This window comes from Stieleria magnilauensis, from assembly GCA_007753675.1.
Classification (GTDB): domain Bacteria; phylum Planctomycetota; class Planctomycetia; order Pirellulales; family Pirellulaceae; genus Stieleria; species Stieleria magnilauensis.
Map to the genome: position 1 here is coordinate 4663757 of CP036432.1, position 23017 is coordinate 4686773.

The 23017-nt window shown below is 57.3% G+C and carries 13 protein-coding genes and 2 rRNA genes; 13 read left to right on the forward strand and 2 right to left on the reverse strand.

Annotated elements, in window-relative coordinates; translation table 11 throughout:
* Positions 1-109: 109 nt before the first annotated feature.
* The 3 genes from TBK1r_RS16405 (at position 110) to TBK1r_RS16415 (ending at position 5777) form a co-directional block, all read left to right on the forward strand.
* A 23S ribosomal RNA gene (locus tag TBK1r_RS16405) occupies positions 110-2957 on the forward strand.
* A 116-nt stretch (positions 2958-3073) separates the two neighbouring features.
* Positions 3074-3182: ribosomal RNA gene (gene rrf, locus TBK1r_RS16410) — 5S ribosomal RNA — on the forward strand.
* An 867-nt stretch (positions 3183-4049) separates the two neighbouring features.
* Positions 4050-5777, forward strand: coding sequence for an Ig-like domain-containing protein (locus TBK1r_RS16415; RefSeq protein WP_145212721.1), 1728 nt, complete (start codon positions 4050-4052; stop codon positions 5775-5777).
* A 145-nt stretch (positions 5778-5922) separates the two neighbouring features.
* Here the strand turns inward: TBK1r_RS16415 and TBK1r_RS16420 are convergent, their stop codons facing one another.
* Positions 5923-6504 (reverse strand): hypothetical protein, encoded by a 582-nt coding sequence (locus TBK1r_RS16420; protein WP_145212724.1) that lies wholly within the window; start codon positions 6502-6504, stop codon positions 5923-5925.
* Positions 6505-7041: 537 nt separating this feature from the next.
* On the opposite strand from TBK1r_RS16420, the gene katG reads away from it, so the two are divergent.
* The 5 genes from katG (at position 7042) to TBK1r_RS16445 (ending at position 13217) form a co-directional block, all read left to right on the forward strand.
* A complete protein-coding gene (gene katG, locus TBK1r_RS16425; protein ID WP_419581415.1) occupies positions 7042-9399 on the forward strand; it encodes a catalase/peroxidase HPI in 2358 nt (785 codons plus the stop codon).
* A gap of 444 nt (positions 9400-9843) precedes the next feature.
* On the forward strand, positions 9844-10170 hold the full coding sequence (locus tag TBK1r_RS16430) for an ArsR/SmtB family transcription factor (protein WP_145212727.1): 327 nt from the start codon (positions 9844-9846) through the stop codon (positions 10168-10170).
* 71 nt (positions 10171-10241) lie between these two features.
* Positions 10242-10613, forward strand: a complete 372-nt coding sequence (arsD, locus tag TBK1r_RS16435) for an arsenite efflux transporter metallochaperone ArsD (RefSeq protein ID WP_145212730.1) — start codon at positions 10242-10244, stop codon at positions 10611-10613.
* A 21-nt stretch (positions 10614-10634) separates the two neighbouring features.
* Positions 10635-12434 (forward strand): arsenical pump-driving ATPase, encoded by a 1800-nt coding sequence (arsA, locus tag TBK1r_RS16440; RefSeq protein ID WP_145212733.1) that lies wholly within the window; start codon positions 10635-10637, stop codon positions 12432-12434.
* A gap of 153 nt (positions 12435-12587) precedes the next feature.
* The gene (locus tag TBK1r_RS16445) at positions 12588-13217 is read left to right on the forward strand and encodes a low molecular weight phosphatase family protein (RefSeq protein WP_145222705.1); all 630 of its coding nucleotides are present in this window, start codon (positions 12588-12590) and stop codon (positions 13215-13217) included.
* 152 nt (positions 13218-13369) lie between these two features.
* Here the strand turns inward: TBK1r_RS16445 and TBK1r_RS16450 are convergent, their stop codons facing one another.
* Entirely contained in the window at positions 13370-13681 is a 312-nt protein-coding gene (locus tag TBK1r_RS16450) for a winged helix-turn-helix transcriptional regulator (RefSeq protein WP_095741905.1), read from the reverse strand.
* 707 nt (positions 13682-14388) lie between these two features.
* On the opposite strand from TBK1r_RS16450, the gene TBK1r_RS16455 reads away from it, so the two are divergent.
* From TBK1r_RS16455 to TBK1r_RS16475, 5 genes are all read left to right on the forward strand, one after another.
* Positions 14389-16752, forward strand: coding sequence for a DUF1592 domain-containing protein (locus TBK1r_RS16455; protein ID WP_145212739.1), 2364 nt, complete (start codon positions 14389-14391; stop codon positions 16750-16752).
* Entirely contained in the window at positions 16749-17996 is a 1248-nt protein-coding gene (locus TBK1r_RS16460; RefSeq protein WP_145212742.1) for a DUF1552 domain-containing protein, read from the forward strand. The genes TBK1r_RS16455 and TBK1r_RS16460 overlap by 4 nt, the downstream gene beginning before the upstream one ends.
* Positions 17997-18048: 52 nt before the next feature.
* Positions 18049-20418 carry a hypothetical protein gene (locus TBK1r_RS16465; RefSeq protein ID WP_419581416.1) on the forward strand — a complete coding sequence of 790 codons (2370 nt, stop codon included), beginning with the start codon at positions 18049-18051 and terminating at the stop codon, positions 20416-20418.
* 9 nt (positions 20419-20427) lie between these two features.
* Positions 20428-21720, forward strand: a complete 1293-nt coding sequence (locus tag TBK1r_RS16470) for a DUF1501 domain-containing protein (protein ID WP_145212745.1) — start codon at positions 20428-20430, stop codon at positions 21718-21720.
* Positions 21721-21803: 83 nt separating this feature from the next.
* Complete coding sequence (locus TBK1r_RS16475) at positions 21804-23000, forward strand: sialate O-acetylesterase (protein WP_145212748.1); 1197 nt, start codon at positions 21804-21806, stop codon at positions 22998-23000.
* Positions 23001-23017 lie beyond the last annotated feature (17 nt).

Consider the following 23017-nt stretch of genomic DNA (forward strand, 5'->3'; position numbering starts at 1 on the left):
CATGTGATATCGTTATGGTGATTAGCATCAACGACGAATTGCGATTCTTGGCGTTGAATTGGCTTGGCTTCGGCCGGGTTGATTCGAGTCTTGAGTTCGGGATTTCGTTGGCCAATCTACCAAGGGCACATGGGGGATGCCTTGGCATTAAGAGTGTGGGCGTGGAAGTCTGCGAAATGCCTGGGGGAGTTGACAAACAAGCGATGATCCCGGGATACCCAATCCAACCTGGTGAACTGAAACATCTAAGTAACCAGAGGAAGAGAAAGAAAAATCGATTCCGTCAGTAGCGGCGAGCGAAATCGGAACAGCCCAAACCGGAAGGGTTTCCCTTCCGGGGTTGTAGGACTCCAATATCGAATTGTGTGTTGTTAGTGGAAGGTTCAGGAAAGTTCCGCCACAGAGGGTGACAGTCCCGTACACGAAAATAAACACACATCGTAGGAGCACCTGAGTAGGTCCAGTCACGTGAAACCTGGACTGAACCCGCGGGGACCATCCCGCAAGGCTAAATACTCCTTAATGACCGATAGCTAACCAGTAGCGTGAGTGAATGGTGAGAAGAACCCCTGCAAGGGGAGGACAGTGAACCTGAAACCATGTGCCTACAAGCGGTCGGAGCCCGATTTGAACGGGTGACGGCGTGCCTTTTGCATAATGATCCGGCGAGTTGTGGTATGCGGCTTGGTTAAGTTCCTCCGGAACGAAGCCCAAGGGAAACCGAGTCTGAATAGGGCGAAATTGTCGTATGCTGCAGACGCGAAAGCTGTGTGATCTACCCATGGGCAGGTTGAAGCGTGGGTTAAACTGCGTGGAGGACCGAACCCACTTAGGTTGAAAACTGAGGGGATGACCTGTGGGGAGGACTGAAAGTGTAATCAAACCAGCAGATAGCTCGTTCTCTCCGAAATATCTTGAGGGATAGCGTCGAGCCACTATTTACCGGGGGTAGAGAGACTGAATCGGATGGGGGCCCTTCCCGGGGTACCCCACCGAACCAAACTCCGAATACCGGTAAAATTATCTCGGCAGTCAGTCCCTGGGGGATAAGCTCCAGGGTCGAGAGGGAAACAACCCAGATCGCCTGCTAAGGTCCCTAAGTAATACTTAGTCACTAAGGAAGTTGAAGTGCTGTGACAGCTGGGATGTTGGCTTAGAAGCAGCCACCATTTAAAAAGTGCGTAACAGCTTACCAGTCGAGCATTTCTGCGCCGATAATGAACGGGAGTAAGTATTACACCGAAGCAGCGGGCTTGTGCTTAGCACAAGCGGTAGGAGAGCGTCGATGATCAGATACGAGCCATACGGTAACGAGTGGTGTCGGGGTCATCGAGTGATTATGCCGGAATGAGTAACGATAAAACAGGTGAGAATCCTGTTCGCCGAAAGCCTAAGGTTTCCTGGGGAAGGCAATTCCGCCCAGGGTTAGCCGGTACCTTAGTCGAGGCCGAAAGGCGTAGACGATGGACAGAAGGTCAACATTCCTTCGCCGGTTGTGTATTCGATGCAGGGACGGCGTCCAGAAAGTGAGCGGTACGAATAGAAATGTCCGTAGCGAAGGCCGAGTTGGCGGGGGTTAAATGACCCGCATAATACAAGGCATAGCTCGAGAGCACTTAAGTTCTCGAAGTCATTGGAAGGACGTCCAAGAAAAGCTGCTAGGTTAAGCAACTGACCGTACTAAAACTGACACAGGTAGGCGAGATGAGTATTCTAAGGCGCTCGGGAGAACGGTGGTTAAGGAACTCTGCAAAATGGCCCCGTAAGTTCGCGATAAGGGGCGCCTCCGATGGTTCACGCTGTTGGAGGCCACAGAAAATCGGCTGTAACGACTGTTTATCAAAAACACAGGTCTCTGCTAACACGCAAGTGGATGTATAGAGACTGACGCCTGCCCGGTGCTGGTAGGTTAAGGAAGACTGTTAGCGTAAGCGAAGCAGGCGACCGAAGCCCCAGTAAACGGCGGCCCTAACTATGAGGGTCCTAAGGTAGCGAAGTTCCTTGTCGGGTAAGTTCCGACCTGCATGAAAGGCGTAACGATTTCAGCACTGTCTCAACCACCGACCCGGTGAAATTGTAGTCGTGGTGAAGATGCCACGTACCCGCGGTTAGACGGAAAGACCCCGTGAACCTTTACTGTAGGCTGATATTGGGTTGAGATATGTCTTGTGTAGGATAGCTGGGAGGCTTTGAGCTCGGCACGCCAGTGTCGAAGGAGCCGTTGTTGAAATACCAGCCTGGTCATATTTTAATTCTAACTTTGATCCTGTGAATCCAGGCAAAGGACAATGTCAGTCGGGCAGTTTGACTGGGGCGGTCTCCTCCCAAAGAGTAACGGAGGAGTGCAAAGGTACACTCAGCCTGGTCGGCAATCAGGCGTAGAGCGTAAAGGTAGAAGTGTGCTTGACTGCGAGAGCCATCACTCGAGCAGGAACGAAAGTTGGCCTTAGTGATCCGGTAATCCCGAATGGAAGGGTTATCGCTCATCAGATAAAAGGTACTCCGGGGATAACAGGCTTATCGCATCCGAGCGTCCACAGCGGCGATGCGGTTTGGCACCTCGATGTCGGCTCATCACATCCTGGGGGTGTAGAAGCTCCCAAGGGTTTGGCTGTTCGCCAATGAAAGTGGTACGTGAGCTGGGTTCAGACCGTCGTGAGACAGGTCGGTCCCTATCTGCCGTGGGCGTTCGAAACTTGAAGAGATTCAACTTTAGTACGAGAGGATTTAGTTGGACGAAGCTCTGGTGTACCAGTTGTCGCGCTAGCGGCACGGCTGGATAGCTAACTTCGGAAAGGATAAACGCTGAAAGCATCTAAGCGTGAAGCCCGCTCTAAGATTAGGTTTCGTAGACAACTGTCGAAAGTCCCCTGGAAGACGACCAGGTTGATAGGCCGGATGTGTAAGCGCCGTAAGGTGTTCAGCTAACCGGTACTAACGGACGAAGGGTTGGCCATCGATATCCCGCACTCATGATTCTGTCATGCGTCGCTTCGGATAACGCTTGAGCCGAACGAACTGCCATTACCAAACAACTGGCCGTGTGCTGGGCGAAATATCCCTCACACGGTCCTTTGGCGACCATATCGGAAAGGTCCCACCTGTTCCCATCCCGAACACAGCAGTTAAGCTTTCCGAGCCGATGATAGTGCCCACCAGCGTGAAAGTAGGTCTCGCCATTTTTTAAAAAACCCTTCGATGGATTTCCATCGAAGGGTTTTTTCATGCGGCCAAACAAACGGGCCGGCGATGCCGGCAACGCCGCTCGCAGATCGCGGGGCGCCAGTCGCCGGTCGCGGGGCGGCAGTGGAAATAGGACCAATGGGACAGATTGGACCTATGTGCCCCATACGTCGCATGGGTCCCCTGTCCCCAGCTGTCCCCGATAGCCCGGGGTCTGTCCCCGATAGCCTCTTCGATTTTTTGACCAACAAATCTTTTGACCTGATCACCCCAACGAGAGCGCAGCGTTCGGTGGTGACGCCCTGTTCTGCGTCACGTCTCTGGGAGACAGCAGCGGAGTTGTAGGTCAAAAAATGAGATACCCGGGGTCTGTCCCCGAAGTCCTATGCCGAGGCCTGTCCCCGATTCCCTCTCCGATTTTTTGACCAACAAATCTTTTGACCAACATCCCAAGGAGATCGCAGCGTTCTGTGGTGACGCCCCAGCTCCGCTCCACGCCTCCTTGGAATCTACAGTGGAGGGATTGGTCAAAAAATGGGTTGGTCAAAAAATGAAAAAATGAGATACCTGGGGCCTGTCCCCGAAGTCCTATGCCGAGGCCCGTCCCCGATTCCCTCTCCGATTTTTTGACCAACAAATCTTTTGACCAACATCCCAAGGAGATCGCAGCGCTCTGTGAGATACCCGGGGCCCCTCCCCGAAGTCCGTCCCCCAAGTCCCAAGTCCTGTCCTCCAAATCCTTTTTTTGAAATTCTTCCAGGATTGACGAGCAAATCAGAGCTCGCCAACACTCCGCCTGATGTGCACGCTCGCTTCGGTCTTACTGAGACTGCACCGGTGACTTCGATGACGCAGAGGATGGAACAATGAAGGACGCGTTGGGTATCGGATTGATACTTTGCCTTGCACTAAACCTTCATTCGGTTTGTGCACAGAATCCATCCCCCGATCCTCCGTTTTCCGTCTTGGGCAATTCGTCTGGCCCGGCGCTTCAATCGACCGAGACATTCAAACTCCGTGTGATTGACGCCGAAGGTGCTGCCATCGCCGGTGCCCGCGTGACACCGTGGGCGCTGCGCAGCAGCCAAGGACACGGCAGCTGGACGAGTGACGGCGAAGATCGCTCGGAAACCATGCCGACGTCGGCGCTGACTGACGAACACGGCGTCGCGATCGTGAAGTACCCGAGACTCCGTGATGTGGGCGAACAAACGAAAACGATCGGAGTCTCCGTCTGGATCGACCACCCCGACTATGTCCTTGAAGGTTCCGTCCATCTTGATCTTCCGCACGATCTAACGACGGCCGATCCGGTGACACTCAAACGCGGCACGGACCTGTTTGTCCGCCCGATGATTGATGGCCAACCGGCTGCCCCAAAGCTGATCGTCGCCAGCTGGTCCGACAGCCGCAGTTGGAAGGATCCCGGCGTGATGGAAGTGGTCGATTCGGAAACGCTGAAAATCCCGTCCATCAAGATCGGTGATGCGAGTGTGCTGTTGATGCGTGTCGAAGATGGTCAAATCACTCACTCCAGCCGGATCGTCGACGTGACGCTCTACGCCGATCAGCGCAACGAGATCACGGTTGATCTGAAACCAGTCGTCCCGATCAAAGGTCAACTGGACCCTGTGGTGCCGCGACCGATCCGCAATGGACGCGTGGCATATGAAACGCTGAATACTTCAATCGATTACGATCGCGCCGGATTCATCTCGTGGGCTCCCGTATCCGAGAACGGCGACTTTGTGATCCCGGTGTGGCCGACGGGCGAAGCGATCCAGCTGGCGGGCATCTGTGACGGGTACATCGGCTTGTCGGGTGAAGCACCGCCTGAGGTCTCCAATCCACGCAATCCTGATCCCTACCTACGCGCCCAAGTGATACGTCCGGATCGAGGTGCCCCGGTCGTCTTGCAAATGGAACCGTTAGTCCCCTGTGACATCACCGTTGTGGACGAGCAAGAGCAACCGGTCGAAGGCGTCGAGGTCAGTTCTTGGCCCAATATCCAATGGTGGAACAACGGATCTCAAATCTACTGTGGCACGTTATTGCGTGGCGAAGACATGATTCGCGTTCGCGACCGCAAACGAGATTACGAGGCGTTTCTCAATGAAGAATACGGCTATCCATTTGAAATCCAAACCGATCGCAAAGGCAATGGCACATTGATGCTGCCGAAGGGATCTCAAAGCCTGACGGCCGAAGACGATCGGTACGAGATGCCGGCCTTTCTGGGGCGGCGGTACACCAAGATAGAAATGGTCCCCGGTGAACGCACAAAGATCACGTTGACGGTTCAACAAAAGGGGACGGATCACTTGGGCGAGTGGGACAAACTGGCCGGCGTCGTCTTTGGATGTTCCACACGCGAAGGCCGAAGAATCTGTGCATTGCCGGAAGTGCGTGAGAAGATGGACGAATTCGCAAAAACCTTTCGCGAAGGCAAGAACCGCCAAGACCCCAAACTGCTGGCCGAAGCCTTCACGATCGTCGCCGACGCGTTTGTGAAAGCGGGTGACCTCAACGAATCGATGAAATGGCGAAAGAAAGCTGCCGAGCAGCAGGACAAGGTCGCCAAGGACACGCCCTAGTTATTCAGCATGGGCCGATGGGAAGAGGACCGATGGGACAAAAGACGACTTATGGGTCGCATTCGTCCCATTTCCCTGGCCAGCGATCGACGAACGATCATCAGCGGCGACACGAGCAACCCAATCATTCCCCGCCGATCGTTCGCTACGCGACTGACATGATCTTGAAGAACTCTCTGACCCACGGTGATGTTTGCTGCTGATAGGCGACCAGGTAGCGCCGACGCGTGAAGTAATAAATCGCGTTTCCGCCTTGAAAGATCACGCTGAGCACGATCACGCTTCCATAGACCGCAACGTTCAGCGTTTGGTAAAGCTGTTGACCGTCAGAACCGAGCAACCGGGAAAGTTCGGGGTTGGCGCTGATGTCCGGCACGTCCCCCAGCAACATCCACAAACAATAAGCAACGATCAGAGAGAGAAAGCCGACCTGGTTCCAGCCGAGCCAGGAGGTCGCCGATGGATCAAGTTTCAATAGCTTGCGGCGCCCCCAAAACTCAAAGAAGCAAACGGTCGAAAGCCCAGCCGTAATCGCCATCCCGTCCGCGCCGAAGAATGCGAACGGAAACGAGAGCGCCGCAATGACTCCCGTCGTCCAGCCATTGAACGCCGCCACGCGCGCAGCGCGACGAATCGGCCTGATCAAATTCGACGCCGCCATCAACTCACGATAATGAGCTTCGTTTAACGGCCCGCCCGACGGGGACGCGATCGGTTCAGCTTCCACGGATCCCGGTCTCCCTGAAATTCCTCGGCTTCGTTCATCTGGGACCTGGAGGTTAAGGGGCGCAGCGGGTGAAAGCAAGCATCTCGACGAATGATCCGGATACAGTCGACGCTCTGTTTCTGGTCAAAAAATGGGTTGGTCAAAAAATGGTTGCAGTAGTTGGGCTGATGGGGTTCCGGGGAAGTCTCCATGCAACGGCGCGAGAACGCAACACAGAGATTCGGTGAGAGCCCCATCCAGCCGTCGCTGTTTCATCTTTTGACCAGCCCATTTTTTTTCCCATTTCCCACTGACGCAGGGGGGTGCGGGCCTGCCGCTGGCTGTCTGCCCCATTTTTCAAGGACTGTCCGCGGTCGTCGCTTGAGCATCAATCGCCTTGATGCACCCCGTGCATGACCGGCATGACGGGAATGCATTGGATTCATCGAGTCGATCAAGCGAGAATTCCAGACCTTCGACTAGCCGGATCGTCATACTAACAGAATCCAACGATTCGAAGTTTCACGCGTCGAAATCCCCCCCACCCCAGGAAAACTCATGACTTCGATCACTCATTTCGCCCGTGGGATGACAGGCGTTGCGGCGCTCTGCATCGGCACCAGCGTGTTTGCTCAAGATTCTCCGCCCGCCGACTCGTCGGACGGACAGAGCAACGCGATCAGCAAGTGTCCGGTGATGGGCACCGTCCCTGAACCGGGCCAACGGCATACCGCAGCCGGCGTCTACTCCAACCGTGACTGGTGGCCCAATCAGCTGAACCTGCAGATCCTTCACCAGAATTCGCTCAAGAGCAATCCGATGGGTGAAGGTTTCAACTACGCCAAAGAATTCAAAAAGCTGGACCTGGAAGCGTTGAAGAAAGACGTCAATGAATTGATGACGACGTCGCAAGATTGGTGGCCGGCCGACTACGGCCACTACGGTCCGTTCTTTATACGCATGGCTTGGCACAGTGCCGGCACCTATCGCGTTGCCGATGGCCGCGGCGGTGCCGGTTACGGGACGCAGCGGTTCGCTCCGCTGAACAGTTGGCCCGACAACGGCAACCTCGACAAGGCGCGGCGGTTGCTCTGGCCGATCAAACAGAAGTACGGACAAAAAATCTCCTGGGCCGACCTGATGGTCTTTGCCGGAAACTGCGCCCTCGAATCGGCCGGGTTTGAAACGATGGGATTTGCCGGCGGGCGCGCAGACGTTTGGGAACCGCAGCAAGATGTCTATTGGGGTCCCGAGACTGAATGGTTGGGAGACAAACGTTATTCGGGTGACCGTGAATTGGAAAACCCACTCGCCGCCGTGCAGATGGGACTGATCTACGTGAACCCGGAAGGCCCCAACGGCAAACCCGATCCGCTGGCAGCGGCGAAGGACATTCGAGAGACGTTCGGCCGCATGGCGATGAACGACGAAGAAACCGTTGCGTTGATCGCCGGCGGACACACGTTGGGCAAGGCGCATGGTGCGGCCGATCCGAGCAAGTTTGTCGGTCCCGCACCCGAAGGCGGCAGCCTGGAAGAGCAGGGATTGGGCTGGAAGAACACGTTCGGCAAGGGTAACGCGGAAGACACCATCACCAGCGGTCTCGAAGGCGCTTGGACGTCCACGCCGGCCACTTGGTCGCACGAGTACTTAGACAATCTGTTCTCATATGAATGGGAATTGACCAAGAGCCCAGCCGGTGCACACCAGTGGACGCCGAAGGATGAGTCCGCGCAGGGCATCGTTCCCGATGCGCATGATCCGTCGAAGTCCCACGCACCAATCATGTTCACGACCGACTTGGCGCTGAAGATGGACCCGATCTACGGTCCGATTTCGAAACGGTTCCACGAGAACCCCGACGAGTTCAACAAGGCATTCGCAAAGGCTTGGTACAAGCTGACCCATCGTGACATGGGCCCCGTCTCCCGCTGCCTCGGTCCCTGGGTTGCCGAGCCGCAACTGTGGCAGGATCCCGTCCCCGCGGTCGACCACGAATTGATCCAAGCGGACGACATCGCGACATTGAAAACCCAATTACTCGACTCGGGCCTTTCGATCTCGGAGTTGGTGGAAACCGCCTGGGCATCGGCGTCGACGTTTCGCGGCAGCGACAAACGTGGCGGAGCCAACGGCGCACGGATCCGTCTGGCACCACAAAAGGATTGGCAGGTCAATCAACCAGAAGAACTGGCGAAGGTCTTGAAGACACTTGAGAAGATCCAACGAGACTTCAATGACGCGCAGACCGGAGACAAGAAAGTTTCATTGGCGGACCTGATTGTGCTGGGAGGATGCGCCGCGGTGGAAGAGGCCGCGAAGCAAGCCGGCCACGAGGTTCAGGTTCCGTTTTCACCCGGCCGTACCGACGCCTCGCAAGAACAGACTGATGTCGAGGGTTTTGCGGTGCTGGAGCCCAAGGCTGATGGATTTCGAAACTACTTCGGCCACAAACTGAACCGACCGGCGGAGGAATTGTTGGTTGATCGTGCAAACTTGCTGACGCTGACCGCTCCGGAAATGACAGCGCTCGTCGGCGGCTTGCGGGTCCTCAATGCGAACGCCGACAATTTGAAACTGGGCGTCTTCACCGAGCGTCCGGGGGTCCTGACGAACGATTTCTTCGTCAACCTGCTGGACATGGGAACGACATGGAAAGAGTCTGCCATCTGCGAGCATTTCTATGAAGGCCGCGACCGGGAGAGCGGAGATATCAAGTGGCGTGCGTCGTCCGTTGACCTGGTCTTTGGATCAAACTCGCAACTGCGCGCCATCGCCGAGGTGTACGCCAGCGAAGACGCACAGCGAAAGTTCGTCAACGACTTCGTGGCCGCCTGGAGCAAGGTGATGAACCTGGACCGCTTTGACCTGGATCCGGCTCAGCGAAGCGGTGCGGCGGAACTGGCGGTCCGTTAACACGATTCGCCAGCGGCCAATCTCCGCGGGACGCGTCAGCGCGTGGTATCTGGTCGTTCCCAGGCTCAGCCTGGGAACACCCTGCCTCAGACGGCCCGCGGCCTGCGACGAACCCCTGTGGTGTGTTGTTTGTTAGCAACAGGGCACGAGCCCAATACCGCTCAATCGACAAGGTCTTGACCAGCGCAAGGCCCGTAGGCTCGCGCCAAACGGCTGATCATCAGTTGACATCAGCCGGTTCGCGCGAGCGTCCGGGCGCCCCTCAATGTCGATTGAGCGGGGTTGGGCCCACGCCGCTCCGCTAACCGGTGAAATGCCAAACCGGTCGTCCCCCGGATGCGCCACGGCGAAAACGAAAATCTCCGCGCGCACTTGACCGAGTCGAAAATGCCGCTTAAGATTCAATCGTTGATCGACGATATACGTTAAAGCGGATGAAACTCGATGGCTAAAAAACAGTCCAAGAAGAAATGCGATACCTCATCGGTGAAGCTGAAAGCGGATCCGATGGCGGAAGAGCTGGCGAAGCTGGCGTGGGCGATCGCGCACCCGGCCCGGGTGCAGATCGTGCGTCTGTTGATCGGACGCGATGCGTGCATGTGTGGCGAAATCGTCGACTGCTTGCCGCTGGCCCAGTCGACCGTCTCGCAGCACTTGAAAATCCTCAAGGAGTCGGGGTTGATCCAGGGCGAAGTCGACGGCCCGAAGGTCTGTTACTGCGTCAATCCCGAACGACTCGAGCAACTCAAGCAGTGGGTCGCCGCCCTCTGACACCGTTTTTTTTTGCCTGATCGTTCGCCGATCATCGATAGTCGATAACTTTTTCCCGTGGAGGCTTTCCAATGAGTACGATTCAAATCTACGACCGCGCCATGTGCTGCAGCACCGGAGTCTGTGGCCCCCAGGTGGATCCCGTGTTGCCCAAGTTTGCCGCGGACTTGGACTGGTTGACGGCCCAGGGCCATGAGGTCCAACGTTTTAACCTTGCCCAAGATGCGACCGCGTTTGCAAACAACCCGGCGGTTCAAGAAATGCTTGGTCGCGAAGGCGTCGATTGCTTGCCGCTGATCTATGTCGATGGCCGGATCGTCAGTCGTAGCGATTACCCGAGCCGTGAAAATTTGGCGTTGTGGACGGGGACGTCGCTCAAACCCGCGCGGACGCTTCCGGTGGCAGGTTCCGGTGGTTGCTGTGGCGACACCGGTTGCTGCTAAGGATCCAATCAGGAGAGAGAGATGGAGTTTTTAAAGACACCGACACGGAATCTGTTCTTCACCGGAAAGGGCGGTGTCGGCAAGACCTCGATGGCTTGTGTCAGTGCGATCGCGTTGGCGGATCGAGGCCTGCGCGTGCTGCTCGTGTCCACCGATCCGGCGTCCAACCTGGATGAAGTGCTGGCAACGCAGCTGAGCAACAAGCCGACTGCGGTCGGCTCGGTGGCCAACTTACAGGCCATGAACATCGATCCGGAACAGGCCGCTCGGGAGTACCGTGAGCGCATGGTGGCTCCCTACCGGGGCGTGCTACCAGACGCCGCGATCCAGAGCATGGAAGAGCAGTTCTCGGGATCCTGCACGCTTGAGATCGCCGCTTTCGATGAGTTTGCCAAGTTGCTCGGCGACGAGCAGGCGACCGCAGACTTTGATCACATCATCTTCGACACCGCACCGACCGGCCATACGCTGCGACTGTTGACGCTGCCGTCGGCCTGGTCGGGGTTCATGGAAACCAACACATCGGGAACGTCGTGCCTGGGCCCCTTGGCGGGGCTGCAGGCGCAGCAGACGCTCTACGGAAAAACGGTCGACGCGCTCAGCGATCGGCAACGGACGACGCTGGTCTTGGTCACGCGCCCCGAGACATCGGCATTGCGAGAGGCGGATCGTACCAGCAGCGAACTCCAGACGCTGGGCGTGACCAATCAGCACCTTGTGGTCAATGGCGTGTTCCAAGCCAGCGATGCGTCGGACCCGATCGCCGCGGCGATGCAATCCCGTTGCGATCAAGCCATCGCAGCGATGCCAGCGGGGCTGGAGGGTCTCGATCGCACGTCGGTTCCACTGGCCGGGCGCGGCTTCATCGGCATCGATGCGCTGCGGCAGTTGAGCACCACGCATCCGGCCGATGCCGCATCGATCATCACGTCCGTAAACGATTCCGCACAAGGCCGAGAAACCGACGCGACGCTTGCGACCGATGTGTTGATCGATGCTTTGTCGGCACAGGGCCATGGGGTCATCATGACGATGGGCAAGGGCGGCGTCGGCAAGACCACGGTGGCCGCCGGCATCGCCGTTGCAATGGCGGAAAAGGGGTTCGCCGTGCATTTGTCGACCACCGATCCGGCCGCCCATGTCGCCGCGACGATGGCGGCCGACCAGATCGCAGGCCTGACGGTCAGTCGCATCGATCCGGCAGAAGAAATCCGTGCTTATCGCGAGGAAGTGATGCGCACCGCCGGAGCCGAACTGGACGAGCAGGGGAGAGCGTTGCTGGAGGAAGACCTCCGCTCCCCGTGCACCGAAGAGATCGCCGTCTTTCGAGCCTTCGCCCAAACGGTGGCTGAAGGGGAAGACCGTATCGTGGTGCTCGACACGGCACCCACCGGGCACACGGTCTTGCTGCTCGATTCCGCACTCGCCTACCACCGCGAAGTGACGCGCCAATCCAGCGAGATGCCCGAGTCGGTTGAAAAGCTGCTACCTCGGCTGCGCGATCCGAACTTCACAAAGGTCTTGGTCGTGACGCTACCCGAGTCGACCCCTGTGCACGAAGCCGCCCACCTACAGGACGACCTTCGGCGCGCCGAGATTGAACCGTTTGCTTGGGTGATCAACCAGTCACTTGATCCGCTACAGTTGAGCGATCCTGTTCTGCGGAGCCGGCAAGCGAGCGAAGGCGTCTTTATCCAAGAAGTTGTCTCCCAGCACGCCAAGCAAACCACGATCCTTCCCTGGCAGGCATCGCCGCCCACCGGCGCCGAAGGGCTTCGCGAGCTTTTTCTCGTCTCGGCGGCGGGCACTGCTTCCCCGTGATCACCTCGCGGCGGCGCTTCGAATTTCGAAACGCTGGCGTTTGATGCCCAAACGCTCCTTCAACATGGACGCGATGAGCCGGTAGCAGCGGTCTACATGATGAACAAAAGAAGTATTACTAATAACACAATCAACTAATGGCACGTGAATTATATGAAAGGTATCAGTTTGTATCCTGAACTGTCTCGCTTTATTGACCAGCGAAAGACGGAATTTGACCAAATCCCCGAGTCGCGAAAGAAAGAACTTGAAGAAGTCTCCGCCTACGTTCGCCGGCGGTTGGATGTCGCGGGAGCGGCGAAGTTGACCTTTATTTGCACCCACAATTCGCGACGAAGTCACTTTTCCCAGATCTGGGCCAAAGTGGCCGCGGATGCCCATGGCTTGGACGGAGTCACGACGTTTTCCGGCGGAACCGAAGCGACGGCGATGAACGCCCGAGTCGTTGATTCGCTGCGGCGAAGTGGCTTTGTGGTCGACGTCGACCATGCCGGGGCAGACAACCCGACCTACCGCGTGCGGTATTCAGACGAAACGGACCCGCTGGAATGTTTTTCGAAGGTCTTTGATCAGGCTCCCAATCCGACCGCCGATTACGCGGCCGTGATGACCTGTTCGAGTGCAGACGAGGCATGCCCGATCGTGCGGGGATGCGAGTTAAGGGCGCCGATCCGTTACGAAGATCCCAAGGTTGCCGACGACACGGCGGACGAGGCCGGCGTCTATGACCAGCGATCACGGCAGATTTGCCGCGAGATGCTTTACATGATGTCAAGGGTCTGAGCGGCGAGCGAATGAGTCCGTGGAGGCGCCGATATGATTCCTTCGCCGCCCGTGTTCCCGGGCTTCGCCTGGGAACACACTGTCATGGAGGCTCTCGCCTGCTGGCCGCCGGCAGAGCCGGCGAGGGTGGCAAGCAGGATGCTTACCCCACTTTACTTGCGGGCGATTTCTAGAACGCGGGCAGCGTCATCGATCGCCGCTTTCGCCTTGTTTGCGTCACCGCATGCCTGGATCAGCTGAATCGCCGGCTCCAGACGATCGATGACCGATCCGCCGCTCGACTTGGTCGCCTTGCGTATGGCCGATGCCTTGGCCGAACGCTTCGTCATGCCGGCTTTTCGTTTCGCCGCCGAGACGGTTGGTACGGAAACCCCACATGCCTTGGCGGTGACCGCGATCGTCGCGCCGGGGTTTTTCTTCAAGTAGTCGATTACTTTCTCTTGCTTGTTTGCTTTTTTCGCCATCGGTGAATTGTCTGTGGGGGAATGAAGAAGACAAGATGATTGCATGCGTTCACATCAAACTGAACAACACTGCAATCAATGATTTGCTCAGCCTACATTATCAGACATTATCGTTCGCGTCTTAAAAGACGTTAAAAGGAAAAAAAGATTCGCTTAATCTTATAGCAAGAGAAGTCCCACACGACCAATTGCCCCCCAGGCTGGCGAAAACCCGCCAAAGCATCAGGCGTCGCCGACGACGATCGCCCACAAGGCAATCGCGGTCCGCTTAACAATCACCCTAAAACCCCCGACTTCCGGTGCGAAACGGTGATCGCCAGACGGAAACGCCACACTCAGGAAAACACCACGACCACACTTGTTGCGCGCTCGCTGCTGACCAGGATGTTCATTCTTTCAACCCTGTGTAAAGCATCTCGATCACCTTGGTGAATGAAACAAAGCACCAGCGCTATCGGCTCAATGGGTGTCGATGCAACCTGATGCGCTACATTATCAGCTTGCAACAGCCTCGCCGCAGAGGTAACACCCACCCCCTTTCGCAACGACCGCACTCAAGTCATGCGATGGACAATGAACCATGATGAATGAACGCACATTCAATCCTCGGCATCAGGCGATGACACCGGCCTTGGCTATGACGCGCCCCCTTTGATCAGAACCGAGCGACGCGCAGGGCACCGTACAAGGCGTTAGAATTGGCAATTATGAGACGAATACTGTTAATTATTGCCATGGTTTCGGGCCTGTCGATCACCGACGCCGCGGGGCGGGCCGAAACACCGACCCAATGGGCCGCGTTCACCGAAGCCCATTGCGTCGGTTGCCACAGCGGCGAATCCCCCGAGGGCGATTTCAGCTTCGACCGGTTGGACTTTGATCTTTCCAGCGAAGAAACGGCGCGGCGCTGGATTCGCGTTCACGATCGCGTCGTTGCCGGCGAAATGCCACCGGCCGATGAAGCGACACCGGATGCTCGCGAGTCGGCCGCCTTCACCACTGCGCTGGCGAATGAATTGGTCGCGGCCGAATCCCGCCGCAGCGACGTGGTGCTGCGGCGTTTGAATCGTCACGAATACCAAAACACCGTGTCTGATCTGTTTCAAATCCAAGTCACGGTGAATGGATTGCCCGACGATTCCTCGACCGGCGGATTCGACACCGTGGGCGAAGGCCTGGCGGTTTCCGCCGAAGCGATGGCCGCCTACTTGGAAGCCGCCGATCAAGTGCTCGATGCCGTGTTTGGCAGCAGTGCTCCACCCAAGCGGATTCGCCACGAAACGAACCTGCTCGAACAAGTGGACTGGCGGGGCCGTCCGCAATTGGAGAACCAAATCGGCAAGATGTTTCGCCGCACCGACGACGGCTTGGTGATTTTCCAGTCGGGCTATTGCCCCACAAACCTGGTGAACTTCGCGCGTTTGCGTGCCCCCGCGGGAACCTATCGCGGCACCATGCGGGTCCGGGCGGTACAGAGTGACCAACCGGTCACGTTGCGAATCTATGGTGGCGATACAATTGTCAATCGCGCTGAACGTCACCTGGTGGGGTACTATGACGTCGCGCCCGGACAGTGGACGACCATCGAATTCACCGATCGTTTGGTGGAAGACGGAGGCACCTTTCAGCCCAAATGTTACGGCACGCGCGACACGCGAAAAGACGCCGACACCTGGCCCGAACCGGGAATCGAAATCGGCGACATCGTGATCGAAGGTCCCCTGGACGAATGGCCGCCGCCGGGACGCGTCCGATTGCTCGGCGATCTCGATCTTGAATCGGCCGGGCGAGACGATGCAGAACAGATCTTGCAGCGGTTGTTGCCGCTCGCGTTTCGACGCCCGGTCGAGCCGACCGAAGCGGATGCCTACTTGGATTTATTCTCGTCGGCTCTCGCCGACGGTCGGTCTTTTGAATCCGCATTGCGGGTCAGTTTGAAAGCCGTCCTCTGCTCGCCCGACTTTTTGTTTCTCAATGAACCGGGCACATCGCAGATCAGCCCGCACGCGTTGGCAGCACGGTTGTCGTACTTTTTGTGGAGTACGATGCCGGATGACGAATTGATGAGACTCGCCGACGACGGTTCACTGCGGCAGAGCGACGTGCTCGCGCAACAGGTCGAACGGCTGCTGGCATCGCCCAAGGCGTCGTCCTTTACCAAGAATTTCACCGGACAATGGCTTGATCTACGCGAGATTGATTTCACCGAGCCGGACGCGAATCTGTACCCGGAGTTTGACGAACTGTTGCGGATCTCGATGGTGCAGGAGACGGAACGGTTTTTCGACGAAATCCTGACGAACGATCTCAGCCTCGTGAACTTTGTGGATTCGCAATTCAGCTTTCTCAATGGACGGCTTGCCAATCACTATGGCATCGAGGGTGTCGATGGTCAGACGTTTCGCAAAGTCCAGCTGCCACCGGACAGTCCACGCGGTGGATTACTAACGCAGGCCAGTGTGCTAAAGGTGACCGCCAACGGAACGTACACCTCGCCGGTGCTGCGTGGTGCCTGGATTTTGGAAAACATCTTGGGTCAGCCGACGCCGCCACCGCCGGACAATGTCGGATCGATCGAACCGGATATCCGTGGCGCGACGACCATTGGCGAACAGTTGGCCAAACATCGCGACGTTCAATCGTGTGCCGCCTGTCATCGCCAGATCGACCCTCCCGGCTTCGCACTGGAGTGTTTTGATCCGATCGGCGGTTATCGCGATCAGTACCGAACGATGTCACCGGACGCGCAACGACCGAATCTGAAGCAAGCGCCGTTCACCTATGCCTGGGTGCGGTACCGGATCGGATTGCCCGTGGATGCGACAGCGCAGATGCCGGATGGGCAAACAATCCAAAGCGTCGACGACTTCAAGCGGATCCTGGCCGCGAACCCCGATCAGCTGGCCCGAAATCTGGCCGGCAAAGTGATGACGTACGCGCTGGGGCGTAAGATAGGATTTGCCGACCGCCGCTCGGTCGAAGACATCGTCGGTCAAGCACGCCGCCAGAACTACGGTTTCCGTTCGCTGATCCATGCCATCGTGCAACACCCCACCTTTCAAAAACCATGACACAACCCAATCGCCGTACGATCCTGCGCGGCTGCGGCGTGGCCTTGGCACTGCCGTTTTTCGAATCCACGACCTCCGCCGCTGCGGCCAAACGTCCGCGACGGCGGATCGTTGCGATCGACGTCGGGCTTGGCCTGCACGCCCCCAACATGATTCCGCAGCAATCGGGGCGAGACTATCAGTTGCCAACCTACTTGAAGTTGTTGGCCGAGTTTCGAGATCATTTCACCGTGATCTCGGGCGTGTCGCATCCCGAAGTCGGCGGCGGACACTCGTCCTACAAGTCCTACCTGACCTGCGCGCCCCATCCCAACAGCGCGGGATTTCGCAACACGATTTCGTTGGACCAATTGGCTGCGGCCCAGTTCGGCAGTGAAACACGTTTCGCGTCGCTTTCATTGAGCAGTTCCGGTCCGGGACTGTCGTGGTCGCGGAGCGGTGTTGAAATCCCGACGCTGACACGACCGTCGTTCGTCTTTCGAAAACTGTTTCTCGCCGGAAAAGCAGACGAGCAAGCCAGGCAGATGCAACGATTGCAAGATGGCCAAAGTGTTCTGGACGTCGTGATGGACAAAACCAAACGCCTGCAGAGAAACCTGACCGGTCGCGACCGCGAGAAATTAGACCAGTATTTCGAAGCCGTTCGGGAAGCCGAGCTGCGTTTGGCCAAAGCCGAAGCCTGGGAACAAAAGCCCAAGCCACACGTTGATGCAAAACCGCCGCGCGACGAACCGGACAGCAAAAGGATTGTGGAATGCATGCGGCTGATGTACGACGTCATGCACCTGGCACTGGAGACTGATTCGACGCGTTTCCTGACGTACAACATTTCCGGAATGAACGCGGTCCCCGTGATTCCCGGTGTCGACGCCGACTATCACAACCTGTCGCATCATGGCAAAGACCCGGACAAAATCGCTCAGCTAACGCTTGTCGAATCTGCACTGATCCAGGAGCTCCGAGGTTTCCTGAAGAAACTGCAGGAGAGTACGGAGGAGGAAGCATCGCTGCTCGATTCGACGATGGTGCTGTTCGGTTCGAACTTGGGAAACGCCAGCAGCCACGATACAAAGAACATGCCGATGCTGCTTGCCGGCGGTGGATTCCGCCACGGACAACACTTGGCGTTTGACCGCGACAACAATTACCCACTGCCCAACCTGTTTGTCTCCATGCTGCAACGACTGGGCATGGAAACCGACACGTTCGGGACCGGCAGCGGCACGATGACCGGACTTGAATGATTATCCTAGTATCGGGGTGTAGGTGTCGGCGATTGCACAGACAGGTGTTCGAATGAAACCATTTCTTCCCGCTCCCGTGTTTTTCAGGATGCTGTTGATCGGCACAATGATTGCCACGTTGCGGTTCACGGTAGGGATCACTTCATGTGTCGCTGCGACCGACCAAGACGGACCGGCGTGTTTCGTTGCCGATCGATGGTTCGCCGACGAAGTCTGGGAAAAAGTCGGCAAACGAACTTGCTTGAAATGCCACAACGCCTCTGGCGATGCATCCGAGAGTGCCTTTGTGCTGCAGGACCCCGATCGGGATCGCACTCGGCGCGATGCCGTCCTTCGTAAGAATCGCCTTGCATTCGAAGACCAACTCGAAGCTGACGTCGATGGCGAATCACGCCTGTTGCAAAAGGTGGTCGGCGGCCTGGATCACGGCGGCGGAGAAGTCCTGCAAGCGGGCTCGACCGGTTATCGAGTCTTACAGCGATTCGTTCGTCGCCTCAATGGGAAACCCGATCCACTGCCGTCCGAAGTCGACGACGATCCGGTTCCGTTTTTTGACGGATTGGTGATGATGCCGCCTCGGCAATTGTTGCGTCGCGTGACCTTGTCCTTGGTCGGCCGCCTTCCTTCGCACGAAGAGCTTTCCAAGGTTGAAACCGAAGGGCTGTCAGCCTTAAGCCCCATCCTGGACGACGTCATGCGCGAAGACGCGTTCTACGAACGTCTCCAAGAAGCCTTCAATGATATTCTGTTGACGCGAGGGTACGACGGGGTCGCCGAAGGAGCGCTCTCGTACGAGCACTTCAAATCGCGATTGTGGTATCAGGAACTCGACCCGAACCGCGATCGCAAATCGGATGAAAAACTCAAGTACTCACACCCGGAGATGATCGCGTACACGAAATTGGTCCGCGATTATCGCGAAGCGATGCTTCGTGAGCCGCTGGAATTGATTCGATACATCGTCGGCAACGACCGGCCGTTCACGGAAATCGTCACCGCCGACTACACAATGGTGTCTCCCTACACGTCCAGGGGCTATGGCGTTTTTGAACAGGTCCGGGGCAAATTCAAGGACACCGATGATCCGTTCGAATTCGTCCCCACGAAAATCCCCGCACTGACGTCTCGAAACGGCAAGGTCCAGGAATCGAAAACCGGCTTTTATCCCCACTCCGGTCTGCTCAGTTCGTTCCAATACCTGATGCGTTATCCGACGACCGAAACCAATCGAAATCGGCTGCGCGTGCGGATGTTTTTCCAGCACTTCTTGGGTGTCGACCTGTTGGAGTTGGCTCCGCGGACGAGCGATGCCGCAGCGATCACGGCCGAGTACGACGTGCCGACAATGCAGGCGTCTGATTGTGTCGTGTGCCACAAGATCATGGACCCGGTCGCGGGTCTGTTTCAGGATTATTACGTCGTCGACGCCAAAGGGGTCTATGGGCCACGCAAAGAGGGCTGGTACGAAGACATGTTCGTGCCGGGATGGGGTCAGGAAGCGTTGCCGCCGGAAGAACGCTGGCGTGCGTTGCAGTGGTTGGGTCAGCGAACGGCCCGTGATCCGCGATTCGCCACCGCCATGGTTGAACACGTCTGGTACATCTTGTCGGGACGTCAGCCCCTGTCGCCGCCGGAGGACATTGACGACCCGATGTATTCGGCGAAGCATCGCGCCTATCGAGTCCAACGAAACGAAATCGAACGGATCGCAGATCGCTTCATCGAGGCGGATTTCAATCTGAAAGTCGCCTTCAAGGAATGGATTCACTCGGATTTCTATCGAGCCGATGGCCTGGCGACTGAGGAAGACGACCCACGACGTCGGGTCGAACTGGACGACGTTGGACTGGTCCGTTTGCTGACTCCCGAACAGTTGGAGCGAAAGTTGATGGCGATCTTCGGCAAAAAATGGGGACGTTTAACCGATCGTGAAGCGCAGTTGAACATCTTGTACGGCGGAATTGATTCTCAAGAGGTGACCGAGCGGATCACCGATCCCAGCGGCGCGATGGGAGCGATACAACGCATTTTGGCGAACGACCTTGCCTGTCGACACGTCGCCGCCGACTTCTCGCTGCCTGCCGAAGAACGGCGCTTGTTTCCCGGCATCGAAATCGACGTGGTCCCGGGAGGAAGCGACGAGGGGGACCGGCGGATTCACCAAGCGATCGTCCATCTTCACGCGTTGATCCTGGGCCGGAACGACGCCCCGGACGATCCCGAGGTGCAACGCACGTTCGATCTGTTCGCGGGAATCGTCAGCGATGCAAAGTCGCGTCCGGAAATCGATCCGACCGAAAGTTATTTTTGCCAGTCTCAGCGAGAGGTTACGCCCCGCGATCCGGATCCACACTACACCATTCGTGCTTGGCGAGCCGTAGTCACCTACGTGCTTCGACAGCACGAGTTTCTCTATGAATAAGGTGTCTTGATGCGCCGTCGTAACTTTCTACAACTTTGTGCCGCCGCCGGACTGGGTTTCTCAACGCCGGTTGCCGCTTCGGCGACCGCAAGTGCCGATGAAGCCGATCGCGAGCTTCCCTCATACGACGGTCCCTACTACATCGTGTTCAATGCGTCGGGCGGTTGGGACACGACGTACCTGATGGACCCCAAAGGCATCAACGAAATCAATCGTCTGTACAAACACGGCGACATCCTGACCGAGGGAAACCATCGCTTCGCGCCCAACGCGAAGCAGATTGAAGCGGGCATCAGCAACGAGACGTTTTTCGCGAAATACGGCAAGGAACTGCTGGTGATCAACGGCCTGGACTATTCGGTCAACAACCATTCACCCTGCTCGCGCTACATGGCGACGGGCAAACTGGACAGTCTAGCCTACCCGACGTTTGCAGCCCTCGTTGCGGCGTGCAACGGCCCCGATGTTCCACTGGCGTTCCTGACGTTCGGAAACTATTCGGCGACGGGAAACTTGGTGCCCCTGTCGCGCGTGCCGTACCTGAATTCGCTCAATCGACTGGCCAACGCCGACGGTGTCGACGGAAGTACCCGGCATTCCTATCACGACGACTTCGTCAGCGACCGCATCGAGCGAGCGCTGGAAGCACAAATGCAGGCCCGGATTGAATCCAATCGTCTGCCGCGTGTGGAACGATCCCAAAGCATGCTGTATGCGGCGCAGTTGAACTCAAGAGCACTCCAACGTGTAACGCCATTCATTCCAAAATCGTCACCGAAAGAAAGGCTGTCGCGACAGGTGGATATCGCTTTGGCATCTTTCCGAGCCGGCATTTGCGTGTCGGCCAATCTGTCCATCGGCCAGTTCGACAGTCATGCCAACAACGATACCGACCAAATGAAACTGATCCCCGAATTGCTCGCGGGCGTCGACTACCTGATCACCAAGGCGGAACAATGGAAGATCCGCGAAAAACTGGTGGTGGTCATGCAGAGCGAAATGGGACGGACGCCAACGTACAACAAGGGCAACGGAAAAGACCACTGGTCGATCGGTTCGATCATGTTTATGGGGGCAGGGATTCAGGGAAACCGCGTGATTGGTGCGACGGACGAAGAACAATTCCTGGTCCCCATCAACCCTGAGACGCTTGCCACGGACAAACAGGCGGGAATCCGAGTCCGTCCGGAACACATCCATTCCGCCCTCCGCGATTTCGCCGGAATCTCGACGCACCGTTCCTGCGATAACTTTCCGCTGAAAGTGGCCGAGGAGGAACGTTTGAAGAATCTGTTCGGTTAGATCCGGTGTAAGTTTGGCACCGATACCACCGTGGCTCGCCTGCACTTGTTCACACGCCCGTCTTCCGTACCGAATGGATCATCATGAGCCGTCGTCGAATCAAACTCATCGTCGCTTTCACCGTGGCGGCGATCACTGCGTTCTCCTTCCATGCCGTTTCGGCTGCCGGGCCGTTGAAGGTGTACATCCTGGCCGGGCAATCCAACATGCAGGGCTCGGCCCATCAAAGCACGTTCTCGGCGATGCGGGATGACCCGGCGGCCGCAGAACTCCTGGACGTGATCCTAGACCAAAATGGGGATCCGGTCGTGTGCGACAACGCCTGGATCGCGTACCGGACGGGCGGACGCGACGGGGAGACGGTGCGGCAAGGCAAAGTGGAAATCGGCTACGGGTTTGACGATCAGCGGATCGGTCCCGAATACGGTTTTGGCATCTTCATCGACCAGGCGATCGACGAACCGGTGTTGATCATCAAGACCGCGTGGGGCGGGAAGTCACTGGCCGTGGACTTCCGCCCGCCCGGCGCGGGACCTTACCAGCCCAGTGCAAACGAGAAAGAACGTGGCAACGTCCCCGAGGTGGAAAGCGTGGGACACTACTACCGCGAAATGATCCGGTTCGTGCAGTCGACGCTCCGGGACACCGAGGGTCTCACGAAGTTGGTGCCGACGTACGATGCAAGCCAGGGCTATGAACTTGCCGGTTTCGTCTGGTTCCAGGGCTGGAACGACATGTGCAATCGGCATCACATCGACCAATACACCGAGAACATGATCCATTTCATCCGCGATGTCCGCCAGGAATTCGATACGCCGACGCTGCCGTTCATCGTGGGCATCTTGGGAGTCTACGGCACGGACCCGGACAGTAGGAAATTTGACAAAGGGTTGCCGGTCAGTGACTTTCGCAAGGCTCAATTCGCAGCCGTCGAGCAATACGACCAGAAGGTCGCGGCACGCTATCGTGGCAACGTCGTCGCGGTCGACAGCGGACCGTATTACGAACTCGGGCTGAGCGACATCTACTGGAAACGGCGGCTGACCGGCAATTGGAAGCAGCGGGTCAATCAGGGTCAGATGACGCCGGAGCAGTTTCAAGCCGAATGCGACCGGTACGGATTCGGCGACGGTGAATTAACCGCGCAAGAGCAACGCACTTGGGATCGCTGCGCATCCAACGCCGAATACCACTACCTGGGAAGCGGCAAGACCTTCATCCGTTTCGGCAATGCACTCGCCGAGGCCATGTTGCAGTTGGAGAAGCAGCGACCTGTTTGAGGAAATCGACGAAGCTG